The following is a 12,952-nucleotide window of genomic DNA, read 5'->3' on the forward strand; positions in this document are numbered from 1 at the left end:
CAGACAGCCCGTCCATACGTGTGTTCGCAGACCGACAGGTTCGGGACCGCACCGCCGTCGGGATTCGTCGCCCGTAGGCGCGAATCGGGCACGGGCCGGGAAGCTGGGGTGGATGTGATCGGTATCGTGCGTTCCGCCGAGGTCGGAGCGACGGTGCGGCGATGAGGGATCCTTCGGTTCCCGAACCGCGCATCGAGCGGTTCTCGTCGCGGCTGGTCGTGCAGAGCTGGTTCCAGGTCGCGTTCGCGGTCCTCGCGGTCTTCGCCGTCCTCGGCTCGATCGTGGGCGGAATCTTCATCCAGCGCACCGTGCAGATCACCGACGAGGTGACCGGGCGGATCCAGCCCGCGATGACGGAGTCCTACCGGCTGCAGAGCTCATTGCTCGATCAGCAGACCGCGGTCCGCGGGTATGCGCTCACGACCGACCCGATCTTCCTCGGGCCGTATCGCGCCGGCCGAGCCGATCAGCAGGTCGCCCTCGATCGCCTCCGTGAACTCCTCGCCGACCATCCCGAGCTCCTCGCCGACATCGACTCCATCGACGCCACCGCCCGGCAGTGGCGGACGCAATATGCAGAGCCGATCATCGCCACAGTCGTGCCCGGGCAGCCGCGCCCCGTCGATGCGAACCTGGCAGAGGAGGACCGGCTGACCTTCGGTGAGATCCGGTCGATGTTCGTCCAGGAGAACAGCGCGCTCTCCCGTGTGCTCGAAGAGAACCTCGACGATCTCGTGCAGTCCCGGACGATCCGCAACTCGGTCCTGATCGCCATGGTGATCACGTTCATCCTCACCGGCCTCGCGATGGTGGCCCTCGTCCACAATCTCGTCGCCGTGCCGCTCAACAAACTCCGCAACGCCAGTCGCCGGGTCGCGCTGGAGGAGAACTTCTACCAGCACATATACCCCCAGGGACCGAAGGACATCCGGGCACTCGCCCTCGACGTCGAGACGATGCGCGGTCGTATCGCGGACGCGTTGGCGGACTCCCGGAAGCAGCAGACCCTGCTCGCGAAACAGACCGAGGATCTCGATTCCCAGGCCGAGGAACTCCGCCGCTCGAACACCGAACTCGAGCAGTTCGCCTACGTCGCATCGCACGACCTGCAGGAACCGCTGCGGAAGGTCGCGTCCTTCTGCCAGCTGCTCGAGAAGCGGTACGGCGATGTCCTCGACGATCGCGGACGGCAGTACGTCGAATACGCCGTGGACGGCGCGAAACGGATGCAGGTGCTGATCAGCGATCTGCTCGCCTTCTCCCGGGTCGGACGCGTCCACGACGCCTACGTCCGGGTCGACCTCGGCCGACCGCTCGAGAAGGCGTTGTTCAACCTCTCCGCCTCCATCGAGGAGTCACAGGCGCAGATCGAACGCCCCGACGACCTCCCCGAGCTCACCGGCGACCCCACTCTGCTGACGATGCTGTGGCAGAACCTGGTCGGCAACGCCATCAAGTTCCGCCATCCCGATCGCACCCCGGTGATCAGGATCGAGTGCGAAAAGGCCGAGGACGAGTCGGACGGTCCGCGGTGGCACTTCTGCGTCACCGACAACGGCATCGGGATCGACAGCGAGTACGCCGAGAAGGTGTTCGTCATCTTCCAGCGGCTGCATCCTCGCGACGATTACCAGGGCACCGGTATCGGACTGGCGCTGAGCAAGAAAATCGTCGAGTATCACGCGGGAAGAATCTGGATCGACACCGAGTACGGCGATACTCATACCGAGGGCACTCGAATCTGCTTCACCCTCGGAACCGCATCACGCCCCGTCGAGCAGAAGCAGGGGACAACGTCATGAGGAGCACGATCGTGACCTATCCCGCTGCCCGACCGGTGGACGTCCTGTTGGTCGAGGACGATCCCGGCGACGAGCTGATGACCCGTGAAGCATTCGAGGACAACAAGATCGGCAACGCCCTACACGTCGTCCGCGACGGGGCGGAAGCACTCGACTTCCTGTACCGCCGGGGCGACCACGAGGGTGCGCCGCGCCCGGATCTGATCCTGCTCGACCTGAACCTGCCGAAGTACGATGGTCGGCAGGTGCTGACGAAGATCAAGTCCGATCCGGAACTGTCCGACATCCCGATCGTGGTGCTCACGACCTCGTCGGCCGAGGAGGACATTCTCCGCAGCTACAAGCTGCACGCCAATGCGTACGTCACCAAGCCGGTCGATCTCGACCAGTTCATCGGTGCCGTGAAGCAGATCGACGAATTCTTCGTGCAGGTCGTGCGGCTACCGCGTCGCGGACGCTGACGAGAAGCTCCGCGGGGCGGCTCGGGCCGAACCGTCAGGACAGGATGCCGAAGATCGCGACCACGAAGATGATCACGATCACCGCGACGGCGAGCAGCGTGAGCCACCCGCTGATGGGGAATCGCTTTCTCGTGTCCGGTTCCGGAGCGGACAGCCCGGACGTCGTCCCCGAGTCCGGGGGCGTCGATCCGGGCGCCACGCCGCCACCGGGCTCGAGATCCGGGGTGCGCGAAGGTTCGGGATCCTGGCTTCCGTGGTGTTCGGGGTCCGAAGTGGTCACCTGACCTCCTTCTGTGCGGCTGCGCTCCCGCAAGAGCGGCCACAGACATGTGTCGCGGTGATTCGGTTCTGTGGCGACATACCTCTCCTCCGGCACGCGCAAACATGTGCGGCGCGGCAGGGACCCGCTCGCGGGCAGCGTTTGCCCGCGCCGAGCGGGGGTAGGCATCGAGGGACACGTGCCGGGCACGGCCCGACATTCCTGCACCCGAGGAACCGAGGAGCGACATGAAGGCAGTGACATGGCAAGGGCGCCGCAACGTGAGCGTCGATACGGTGCCCGATCCGACGATCCAGGAGGCCGGTGACGCCGTCATCCGCGTCACCACCACCAACATCTGCGGCTCCGACCTGCACCTGTACGAGGTGTTGGGAGCCTTCATGACTCCCGGCGACATCCTCGGTCACGAACCGATGGGCATCGTCGAGGAGGTCGGCTCCGGCGTCACGAAGCTGAAGCCCGGCGACCGGGTGGTGATCCCCTTCCAGGTGTGTTGCGGCCAGTGCTTCATGTGTTCCCACGGCCTGCATTCGCAGTGCGAGACCACGCAGGTCCGTGAGGAGGGCACCGGCGCCGCACTGTTCGGCTACTCGAAGCTCTACGGCAGCGTGCCCGGCGGGCAGGCCGAATATCTGCGCGTCCCCCATGCCGACGCCACCCACATCAAGGTCCCGGAAGGGCCGGCCGACGACCGTTTCGTCTACCTTTCCGACGTGCTGCCCACCGCGTGGCAGGCCGTCGAGTACGCGGAGATCCCCGACGGCGGAAGTGTCACGGTGCTCGGCCTCGGCCCCATCGGAGAGATGGCCGCCCGCATCGCGGTGCACAAGGGTGCCCGCGTGATCGGCGTGGACATGGTCCCCGAGCGACTGGCCCGCGCGGCCTCCCGCGGCATCGAGGTCGTCGATCTGCGCGAGGTCGACAACAATCCCGGCGACATGATCCGTGACATGACGAACGGGCGCGGCACCGATTCGGTGATCGACGCCGTGGGTATGGAGGCGCACGGCTCGCCCGTCGCGAAGCTCGCCCAGAGTGCCGCCGGCTTCCTGCCGTCGGCGATCGCCGAGCCGTTCATGGAGAAGGCCGGAGTGGACCGTCTCCACGCGCTGTACACCGCGATCGACGTCGTGCGGCGTGGTGGCGCGATCTCGTTGAGCGGTGTGTACGGCGGGGCGGCGGATCCGATGCCGATGCTCACCCTGTTCGACAAGCAGATCCGTCTCCACATGGGTCAGGCCAACGTGTTGAACTGGGTCCCGGAGATCCTGCCGCTGCTGACCGACGAGGATCCGCTGGGGGTCGACGACTTCGCGACCCACCGCCTCCCGCTCGACGACGCACCGCACGCGTACGAGATCTTCCAGAAGAAGCAGGACGGCGCCATCAAGATCTGCCTGAAACCGTAGTGGACGCAGCCGAACCGGGCCCGGGAATCATCCCGGGCCCGGTTCGCCGTAGCGGTTCACTTCTCGATCGCGGCCTGGCCGTTCGTCTCCGCGTCGATCACCGAGATCTTGCGGGGCTTCGCCTTCTCTGCGACCGGAATCGTCACGCGTAGAACACCACCGCGGTACTGCGCTTCGATCCGATCGGTGTCGAGGGTGTCACCGAGGAACAGCCTACGAGTGAAGATGCCTCGCGGCCTCTCGGTCGAGACGAATTCCTTGTCCCGGTCGACTTCCGGACGTTCCGCGCGCACGGTGAGCACGTTGCGTTCGACATCGAGGTCGATCGAGTCGGCGTCGACGCCCGGGAGATCGAACTCGGCGACGAAACGGTCGCCTTCTCGCCATGCATCGAGCGGCATCACCGCGGGCCGTGCCATGGTGCCGAGCACCTGCTGCGTGAAGCGATCGATATCGCGGAAGGGGTCGGTGCGCATCAACATCGGTCTGTCACCTCCGACTGTCCGGCCGTTCGTGGCGGCCACACTTTGTCGATTACCTGTGCCCGTGGACACAGATTTATTATGGACCTGTGGTAAGGTTCGGTCAAGTCGCGGGTGACCGCAGCGCGACCCGAGAAGACCGACTCCGGAGGAAACGATGACGCCAGATCCGTTACGCGCCCGGCGCGGGGTCTACGGCATCTCGGTGGCCGCCGAACTGTCGGGACTCGACCCGCAGACCTTGCGCCTGTACGAACGCCGAGGGTTGCTGAGCCCCGCACGCACAGCGGGTGGGACGCGCCGCTACAGCGACAACGATCTCGAGATCGTCCAACGGATCGTCGAACTGGTGGGCTCCGGAATCAATATCGCCGGAATCGCCCGGATCCTCGAACTCGAGGCGAACAACGCGGCCCTCAAGGAGGACAACGACCGTCTGCGCTCCACCCTGGACAGCAGACCCCCTCCCCCGCCGCATACTTCCTAGACCTCCTCTACCTGCGCAAACAGCAGAAAGACCGGGCCGGTTCAGTAGAACCGGGCTAAGATTCAAGAACGCCTCAGAGGTGCGTAGGAGTGCGTCCGCCAATGACGCACCGATAGCAATAAGGGGTGACCTCAGTGCGCAATGCACAGCACGATTCACCGAATACCGGACAGGGACAGCAGGACATGGCATCCCGGCCCAATCACATCGCAGACGACACGATCCGCTGGCCCGATCCGAGCCCGCTGGACGGATGGTGGGCCCGCGTCATGGGCAAGTCGGTTCCCTGAGAGGAACCGGCACGATCCGACCATTCCATGACATCGATTCGCGGATACCGAGTTGTTGATATCGAGGTGGACATGACGCCGCACCGCGACCCGATCTCCGGTGGCCGGTGGGTCTTCCGTTGCGACCATTGCGATCACTGCTACCGCACTGCCGCACAGAGCAAGCTGCAGGCAGAGCTCTATGCCCAGATGAACGGCTGGGCCATCCATCCGACGACGTTGTGCCCCGGATGCGCAACACTGTTCACCGGCGAGTTCGCGCCGCTCGCGCACGCCGACGGTTGATCCGATAGTTGTCGCAGTCGCCGGTCGGGAGGCGGGTGAGCATCTAGGCTCGCTTCATGACCGGCGACGCAACACGTATCGATTCACCCGAGAAACTCTCGGCTGCTCTCGAGACCACGGGATATCTCGCCGACGACGGACTGGCGACCGTCGTCTTCCTTGCGATGCGTATGGGCCGGCCGCTCTTCTGCGAAGGCGAACCCGGAACCGGGAAGACTTCGCTCGCAGCGGCTCTCGCTCAGGCCCTGGATCTGCCGATGGTCCGGTTGCAGTGCCACGAGGGCATCGACGCCTCGCAGGCCCTCTACGACTGGGATTTTCCCCGGCAGTTGCTCCATCTGCGCTCGCTCGAAGCGGCGAGCGACGGTGTGCTCGATGCGGACACCGCCGAGCGTTCCCTCTACACGGAGCGCTATCTCCTCGTCCGCCCGTTGCTGCAGGCGCTCACCGACTCACCGTGCGTGCTGCTCGTCGACGAAATCGACCGCGCCGACGACGAGTTCGAGGCCTTCCTACTCCAGTTGCTCGACGAGAACGCGGTGACGATCCCCGAATTGGGCGAGATCCGGGCGGAGGTCCCACCGCTGGTGGTGCTCACCTCCAATCGGACCCGCGAGGTGCACGACGCACTCAAGCGCCGCTGTCTGTACCACTGGGTGGAGCATCCCGATCTCGAACGCGAGGTCGCGATCCTGCAGCGGCGGCTGCCCGGTCTGGGGCACCCGCTCGCCGAGCAGATCGCCCGCGCGGTGCGCTCGTTCCGCGAACAGGACCTCCTGAAGCCACCGGGGATCGCCGAATCCCTCGACTGGGCGCGCGCACTGGTCGCCCTCGACCGCGACGTCCTCGACGCAGCGACCGCTGCGGCGACACTCGGTGCCGTACTGAAGTACCGCGAGGACATCGACCGGGTCACCCGCGCCGGACTCGACCTCTCGAGGGCCGGATGACGACCGCCCCCGGACCGGTCGCCGGGTTGGCCGGCTTCTGCCGCGCCCTCGCCGCCGCCGGTCTGCCCGTCGCCCTCGACGCCACCGCCACCTATCTCGACGCCCTCGCACACGTCGACGTCGGGGATCCCGTGCAGGTCTATTGGGCAGGCCGCGCCACGCTGTGCCGCACACCGGACGACACGGCCCGCTACGACGTGGTCTTCGTCCACTGGTTCGGCGACACCGTCCCCACCGGCTCGCGTACCCACGGGCAACGCACCCGCACCGCACGGATCGCCGCGCTGTCCCGCAGCGAGGGTGCCGAGGGCGATTCCGGTGACGACGCGCCACGCCTGCAGGTCGCGGCGGACGACACCGACGTCCTCCGGCACCGCGACGTGGCCGAATTGACGACCGCCGAACGCGCTCACCTCGCCGAACTGCTCGCGCGGTTGCAGCCCCGACCCCCGACGCGTCGGGGATTGCGGTCGAAGCCCTCCCGCCGCGGGCCGGTGGACCCGCGGCACACCCTGCGCGACATGCTGGCGGGCGGAGGCGAACCCGTCCGGCCGCGGCACCGGGCACGAGCGACGAGACCGCGCCGGGTGGTGTTGCTGATCGACGTGTCCGGCTCGATGAGTCCCTACGCCGACGCGCTCCTGCGGTTCGCGCACGTCGTCACGCGTGCCGCGCCGTCGTCCACCGAGGTGTTCTCCCTCGGCACGCGGCTGACCCGCCTGTCGCGTGCGCTGCGTGCCCGCGACCCGCAGATCGCGCTCGCCGGGGCCTCGCGTGCGGTACCGGACTGGGCGGGCGGGACACGTCTCGGCGACACGCTCGGCGCGTTCCTGGACCGCTGGGGGCGCAGAGGTTTCGCGCGCGGCGCGGTGGTGGTGATCTTCTCCGACGGCTGGGAGCGCGGCGACACCTCGCAGCTCGGGGAACGCATGGCGCAGCTGCATCGCCTCGCGCACCGCGTGCTGTGGGTGAACCCGCACGCCGGCGGCGCCGGATACGAACCGATCCAGTCGGGTATCTCCGCGGCCCTGCCGCACATCGATCGTCTGCTCGCGGGACACAGCCTTGCGACACTGGAAGAACTTCTCGAGGAGGTTCGGCGTGCGTGAAATTCTGGACGAGCTCGACCGGCGGTACCGGGACGGGGAGGCCGTCGCGGTAGGCACCGTGGTCTCGACTTTCCGTTCGGCGCCCCGGGGGCCGGGTGCATCGATGCTGGTCGCGCAGGACGGCACCGTCACCGGCAGCGTCTCGGGCGGGTGCGTCGAAGGCGACGTCTACGAACTCGGCCGGTCGGTCATCGACAGCGGGCAGCCGGTGCTGCAACGCTACGGGGTCTCCGACGACGACGCGTTCTCCGTCGGCCTGACCTGTGGCGGCATCATCGACGTCTTCGTCGAACGGATCGACGCCGCGTCCTTCCCCGCCTTCACCGACCTGCTCGACTCCGTCCGCGCGGGCGAACCCGTCGCGCTCGCGACCGTCACCGCCCATCCCGACCCGGCGTTACGGGGACGACGGATGGTCGTGTGGCGCGACCGCGCCGACGGACAGCTCGCCTCGTCCCGCATGTACGACGCCGTCGTCGACGACGCGCGCGGCCTGCTCGAGGTGGGACGCTCGGGCACCCTTCACTACGGCACCGACGGTGAGCGTCGCGGCGAGGGGATGTCGGTGTTCGTCAACGTCTTCCAGCCCCCGCCGCGGCTGATCGTGTTCGGGGCGATCGACTTCGCGTCGGCGATGGCCCGGCTCGGCTCGTTCCTGGGCTACACGGTGACGGTGTGCGACGCGCGGGGGGTGTTCGCCACCGAGGCCCGCTTCCCCGGCGCCCACGAGGTGATCGTCGACTGGCCGCACCGCTATCTCGCGGCCGAGGCCGAGGCCGGACGTGTGGACGCCCGCACCGTCATCACGGTACTCACCCACGACCCGAAGTTCGACGTGCCACTCCTCGAAGTCGCCCTACGGCTCGACGTGGCCTACGTCGGGGCGATGGGGTCGCGCCGCACACACGACGACCGGATGGAGCGTCTGCGGGAGACGGGACTGACCGAGGAGGAACTGGCGCGCCTGTCGTCGCCGATCGGTCTGGATCTCGGGGCCCGCACCCCGGAGGAGACCGCGGTGTCGATCGCCGCGGAGATCATCGCGCTGCGCTGGGGCGGGGGCGGCGGCCGCCTCGCGGAGACACGCGGACCGATCCACGGCCACGAGGAGCACATCGGCGCTCAGAAGTACTGAGCACCACCGTCGATCGCGAAGCTCTGGGCGGTGACGAAGACGGACTCGTCGGACGCGAGGCGACCATGTTCGCGATCTCGTCCGCCTCGGCCATGTACTTGTTCAGGAAGAGCATGGTCATGCCGCCGAGCCGGGGGTTGCTCTCGGCGGTCTGGGCGATGCGGTCGCGCATCGAACCGGATCCCATCGGGGTGTTCACCGCGCCCGGGTGGATGCTGTCGACCCGGATGTCGTGCTGTCCGAGTTCGGCGGCGAAGGCCCGCGCCATCCCGACGAGGGCGTGCTTGCTGGTCGTGTAGTGCACCAGATGTTCCTTGGCGCCCTCCGCCTCGACCAGCCGGCGTGTCTCGTGACGATCCCGCCTCCGATCGACGCGAGCCCAAAGGCGATTTCGGCGATTCGGGTCCTTTCGACGCGCGATATGCAGCAGAGTGTCAGTGATCTGTATCACTGCGCTACGCGAGGCACTTGGAGGATCGATGCGCATCACTGTCACCGTAGACGGAACGCAGTACACGGACGACGTGGAACCGCGACTGCTTCTCGTCCACTACCTCAGAGATCGACTCGGGAAGGTGGGCACGGTGGTCGGCTGCGACACGAGCAACTGCGGCGCCTGCACCGTGTTGCTCGACGACCGCAGCGTCAAGTCGTGCTCGATGCTCGCGGTACAGGCCGACGGACACTCGGTCACCACCGTCGAAGGGCTCACCACGAACGGCAGCCTGCATCCGGTCCAGGAGGCGTTCCGCGAGAAGCACGCCCTGCAGTGCGGCTTCTGTACGCCCGGGATGATCATGGCGACCATCGACCTGCTCTCCGAGAACTCCGATCCGAGCGACGAGGACGTACGGCACGGTCTCGAAGGAAATCTGTGCCGCTGCACCGGATACCAGAACATCGTGGCCGCTGCGCGTGACGCCGCTCAGCGACTGCGCGAGAACCCGGCCGCCACGCAGGAGGTATGACGATGACGAGCACCGTGGATCCCACCACCGACGAGGGCACCGGCGAATCCGAACTCGGCCGGGCACGCCGCCGCAAGGAGGACGAGCACCTCATCACCGGCCGCACGCGCTGGACCGACAACATCGTGCTCCCTGGGATGCTGCACGCCGCGATCCTGCGCAGCCCGATCGCGCACGCCCGCATCACCGGACTCGACGTCTCCGAGGCCCGGGGCAAGCCGGGGGTCGTCGCCGTCTACACGGGCGCCGACCTCGCCGAGGAGCAGGGCAGCCTGCCGTGCGCGTGGCCGATCACCGAGGACATGAAGACCCCGAACGCCCCGGCCCTGGCCGTCGACACCGTGCGGTTCGCGGGTGAGGCCGTCGCAGTCGTGGTGGCCCGCAGCGCATACGAGGCCCACGATGCCCTCGACGCGATCGACGTCGACTACGAGGACCTGCCGGTCGTGCTCGATCTCGAGAGCGCGGCGCAGGACGGCGACCTCGTCCACCCCGATCTCGGCACCAACGTCAGCGCGACATGGGTGTTCGACTCCGCCGAGGCCGGCAGCGGCGGCAACGTCGAGGACGCGATCCGCGACGCGGAGGTGGTCGTCGAACGGACCTTCCGGCAGCAGCGGCTCATCCCGGCCTTCATGGAACCGCGATCGGTCGTCGTCGACCCCACCGCCTCGCAGATCACCATGTGGTCGGCGACCCAGGTCCCGCACGTGCTGAAGCTGATGCTCGCGATGACCCTCGGTCTCCCCGAGCACAAACTGCGCGTCATCGCCCCCGATGTGGGCGGTGGTTTCGGCGGCAAGCTGCAGGTCACGCCGGAGGAGGTGCTCACGCTCCTCATCGCGCGTCGCCTACACAAGCCCGTCAAGTACACCGAGACGCGCAGCGAGTCGATGCTCGCCGCGCACCACGGCCGCGACCAGGTCCAGAAGCTGACCCTCGCCGCGCGCCGCGACGGCACCGTCACGGGCCTGAAGGTGGAACTGCTCGCCGATATGGGCGCCTACCTGCGTCTCGTCACCCCGGGTGTGCCGATCCTCGGCGCGTTCATGTTCAACGGCATCTACAAGTTCGACTCGTACCGGTTCGCCTGCACCAACGTGTTCACCAACAAGGTGCCCACCGACGCCTACCGCGGCGCCGGACGCCCCGAGGCCACCTTCGCGATCGAACGCATCATGGACGAGCTCGCCGTCGAACTGTCCATGGATCCCCTCGAGCTCCGCGAGAAGAACTGGATCAAGCACGAGGAGTTCCCGTTCGACACCGTCGCGGGCCTGACCTACGACTCGGGCAACTACGAGGCCGCGACCGCCAAGGCCCGAGAGTTGTTCGACTACGACGCATTACGGCGCGAGCAGACCGAACGACGCGAGCGCAACGACCCGGTGCAGCTCGGTCTCGGTGTCTCCACGTTCACGGAGATGTGCGGCCTGGCCCCGTCGCGGGTGCTCGGTTCACTCTCCTACGGCGCCGGCGGCTGGGAGCACGCCGCGATCCGCATGCTCCCCACCGGCAAGGTGGAGGTCGTCACCGGTTCGTCCGCCCACGGTCAGGGCCACGAGACGGCGTGGAGCCAGATCGTCGCCGACCGGCTCGGAATCCCGTTCGAGGACATCGAGATCCTGCACGGCGATACGCAGAGTTCACCGCGCGGTCTCGACACCTACGGCTCCCGCTCGCTCGCCGTCGGCGGCATCGCGGTCGTGAAGGCCGCCGAGAAGGTGGTCGCCAAGGCCCGGCCGATCGCCGCACACCTGCTCGAATGTTCCGAGGACGATCTGGATTTCGAGGCAGGACAGTTCCGCGTCAAGGGCACCTCGAAGTCCGTCGGGCTCACCGACGTCGCGCTCGCGGTGTTCGCCGCGCACGACCTGCCCGACGGTGTCGAACCGAACCTCGACTCCGAGGCGACCTACGATCCCGACAACTTCTCGTTCCCGCACGGCACCCACCTGTGCGCCATCGAGGTCGACACCGAGACGGGGCACGCGCGGATCCGCAAGTACGTGTGCGTCGACGACGTCGGGCACGTCGTGAATCCGCTCATCGTCGAGGGTCAGGTGCACGGCGGACTCGCCCAGGGTATCGCCCAGGCCCTCTACGAGGAAGCGGTGCACGACGAGTCGGGCACGTTGCTGAGTTCGTCGTTCGCCGAGTATCTGCTACCCACCGCGGTGGATCTGCCGCCCTTCGTCACCGATCGCACCGACACTCCGGCACCCGGTAATCCGCTGGGTGTCAAGGGTGTCGGCGAGGCAGGAACCATCGCCTCCACCCCGGCCGTCGTCAACGCCGTACTCGACGCGGTCCGGCCGTTCGGCGTCACCGACGTCGAGATGCCCTGTACACCGATGCGGATCTGGCACGCGCTCCGCGACGCCCGAGGAGGCACGAAATGATACCGGCCCCGTTCGACTACGTCGCCCCGTCGAGCGTCGACGAAGCGGTCGCCGCGTTGACCGAGGCCGGTGAGGACGCGAAGGTCATCGCCGGTGGGCAGAGCCTCATGCCCGTCCTGCGCCTGCGGATGGCGGCACCGACCGTGCTCGTCGACCTCGGCAGGATCCCCGAACTGCGGGGCATCCGCGACGACGGCGACGCCCTGGTGATCGGCGCGACCACCACCCACCACGATGTGCTGCACGACCCGCTCGTCGCGGAGCACGCACGGTTGCTGGCCGAGGCGACGGCGACCGTCGCCGATCCCCAGATCCGGCACCGCGGCACGTTCGGCGGGTCGCTCGTGCACGCCGACCCGGCCGGGGATCTCGCGGCGCCTGCCGTGGCGCTCGAGGCGACCTTCACCGTGGCCGGTCCGTCCGGGCGTCGCACCATCGCGACGGACGACTTCTTCCAGGACTTCTTCACGACCGCGGTCGAGCCCGGAGAGATCCTCGTCGAGGTCCGGATTCCCAAGCACACGGGCTGGTCTGCGCGCTACGAGAAGTTCCATCGCGCGGCCCAGCAGTGGTCCATCGTCGGGGTCGCTGCGACCCTACAGGCGTCCGGCGACACCATCGAACGGGCGAGGATCGCGCTTACTAACATGGCAGCCGTCCCGGTCCGGGCACGCGGCGTCGAGGAATCGCTGATCGGTAAGCCCGCGACGGCCGAGACGATCCGGGAGGCCGCCGAGCTCGCCACCGACGGCACGGCTCCCATGACCGACGGGAATGCCGACGCCGAGTATCGGAGCCACCTCGCCCGGGTACTCACCCGACGAGCGGTCACCACTGCCTCCGGGGTCTAGGCGTTTTGCACGCCGAACACCGAGATCCCGGACCACCTACG

General features: G+C 67.6%; 14 protein-coding genes and 1 pseudogene. 12 read left to right on the forward strand and 3 right to left on the reverse strand.

Annotated elements, in window-relative coordinates; all coding sequences use genetic code 11:
* Positions 1 to 161 precede the first annotated feature (161 nt).
* On the forward strand, positions 162 to 1,802 hold the full coding sequence (locus RBB84_RS20380; RefSeq protein ID WP_252173420.1) for a sensor histidine kinase: 1,641 nt from the start codon (positions 162 to 164) through the stop codon (positions 1,800 to 1,802).
* Positions 1,799 to 2,263 carry a response regulator gene (locus RBB84_RS20385; protein WP_006550760.1) on the forward strand — a complete coding sequence of 155 codons (465 nt, stop codon included), beginning with the start codon at positions 1,799 to 1,801 and terminating at the stop codon, positions 2,261 to 2,263. Before RBB84_RS20380 ends, RBB84_RS20385 begins: the two co-directional genes overlap by 4 nt.
* A gap of 34 nt (positions 2,264 to 2,297) precedes the next feature.
* Here the strand turns inward: RBB84_RS20385 and RBB84_RS20390 are convergent, their stop codons facing one another.
* On the reverse strand, positions 2,298 to 2,543 hold the full coding sequence (locus RBB84_RS20390; protein WP_006550761.1) for a DUF6480 family protein: 246 nt from the start codon (positions 2,541 to 2,543) through the stop codon (positions 2,298 to 2,300).
* 227 nt (positions 2,544 to 2,770) lie between these two features.
* Between RBB84_RS20390 and RBB84_RS20395 the strand changes: the two genes are divergently transcribed.
* Complete coding sequence (locus tag RBB84_RS20395; RefSeq protein ID WP_019290580.1) at positions 2,771 to 3,952, forward strand: zinc-dependent alcohol dehydrogenase; 1,182 nt, start codon at positions 2,771 to 2,773, stop codon at positions 3,950 to 3,952.
* A gap of 56 nt (positions 3,953 to 4,008) precedes the next feature.
* Here the strand turns inward: RBB84_RS20395 and RBB84_RS20400 are convergent, their stop codons facing one another.
* Positions 4,009 to 4,434 (reverse strand): Hsp20 family protein, encoded by a 426-nt coding sequence (locus RBB84_RS20400; protein ID WP_019290579.1) that lies wholly within the window; start codon positions 4,432 to 4,434, stop codon positions 4,009 to 4,011.
* Positions 4,435 to 4,591: 157 nt separating this feature from the next.
* Here RBB84_RS20400 and RBB84_RS20405 point away from each other — a divergent pair, with 157 nt between their 5' ends.
* The 6 genes from RBB84_RS20405 (at position 4,592) to RBB84_RS20430 (ending at position 8,690) form a co-directional block, all read left to right on the forward strand.
* Positions 4,592 to 4,921 carry a helix-turn-helix transcriptional regulator gene (locus RBB84_RS20405; RefSeq protein ID WP_350246668.1) on the forward strand — a complete coding sequence of 110 codons (330 nt, stop codon included), beginning with the start codon at positions 4,592 to 4,594 and terminating at the stop codon, positions 4,919 to 4,921.
* Between the two features lie 125 nt (positions 4,922 to 5,046).
* Complete coding sequence (locus RBB84_RS20410; RefSeq protein ID WP_153811622.1) at positions 5,047 to 5,211, forward strand: hypothetical protein; 165 nt, start codon at positions 5,047 to 5,049, stop codon at positions 5,209 to 5,211.
* Between the two features lie 72 nt (positions 5,212 to 5,283).
* Positions 5,284 to 5,496 (forward strand): hypothetical protein, encoded by a 213-nt coding sequence (locus RBB84_RS20415; RefSeq protein WP_019290577.1) that lies wholly within the window; start codon positions 5,284 to 5,286, stop codon positions 5,494 to 5,496.
* 56 nt (positions 5,497 to 5,552) lie between these two features.
* On the forward strand, positions 5,553 to 6,446 hold the full coding sequence (locus RBB84_RS20420; protein WP_006550765.1) for a MoxR family ATPase: 894 nt from the start codon (positions 5,553 to 5,555) through the stop codon (positions 6,444 to 6,446).
* The gene (locus RBB84_RS20425) at positions 6,443 to 7,555 is read left to right on the forward strand and encodes a VWA domain-containing protein (RefSeq protein WP_006550766.1); all 1,113 of its coding nucleotides are present in this window, start codon (positions 6,443 to 6,445) and stop codon (positions 7,553 to 7,555) included. The genes RBB84_RS20420 and RBB84_RS20425 overlap by 4 nt, the downstream gene beginning before the upstream one ends.
* Positions 7,548 to 8,690, forward strand: coding sequence for an XdhC/CoxI family protein (locus RBB84_RS20430; protein ID WP_024102440.1), 1,143 nt, complete (start codon positions 7,548 to 7,550; stop codon positions 8,688 to 8,690). Before RBB84_RS20425 ends, RBB84_RS20430 begins: the two co-directional genes overlap by 8 nt.
* Here the strand turns inward: RBB84_RS20430 and RBB84_RS20435 are convergent.
* Positions 8,678 to 8,997 (reverse strand): annotated as a pseudogene (locus tag RBB84_RS20435) (SDR family oxidoreductase); the annotation flags it as partial. The gene RBB84_RS20430 and the pseudogene RBB84_RS20435 overlap by 13 nt on opposite strands.
* Positions 8,998 to 9,169: 172 nt before the next feature.
* Between RBB84_RS20435 and RBB84_RS20440 the strand changes: the two are divergent.
* From RBB84_RS20440 to RBB84_RS20450, 3 genes are read left to right on the forward strand one after another with little or no spacing between them, the layout of a single operon-like run.
* Positions 9,170 to 9,658, forward strand: a complete 489-nt coding sequence (locus RBB84_RS20440; RefSeq protein WP_006550769.1) for a (2Fe-2S)-binding protein — start codon at positions 9,170 to 9,172, stop codon at positions 9,656 to 9,658.
* 2 nt (positions 9,659 to 9,660) lie between these two features.
* Positions 9,661 to 12,060 carry a xanthine dehydrogenase family protein molybdopterin-binding subunit gene (locus RBB84_RS20445; protein ID WP_024102442.1) on the forward strand — a complete coding sequence of 800 codons (2,400 nt, stop codon included), beginning with the start codon at positions 9,661 to 9,663 and terminating at the stop codon, positions 12,058 to 12,060.
* Complete coding sequence (locus tag RBB84_RS20450; protein WP_019290574.1) at positions 12,057 to 12,911, forward strand: xanthine dehydrogenase family protein subunit M; 855 nt, start codon at positions 12,057 to 12,059, stop codon at positions 12,909 to 12,911. Before RBB84_RS20445 ends, RBB84_RS20450 begins: the two co-directional genes overlap by 4 nt.
* The last annotated feature ends 41 nt before the right edge of the window (positions 12,912 to 12,952 follow it).

This window comes from Rhodococcus sp. D-6 (genome assembly GCF_040256695.1).
Taxonomy (GTDB): domain Bacteria; phylum Actinomycetota; class Actinomycetes; order Mycobacteriales; family Mycobacteriaceae; genus Rhodococcus; species Rhodococcus pyridinivorans.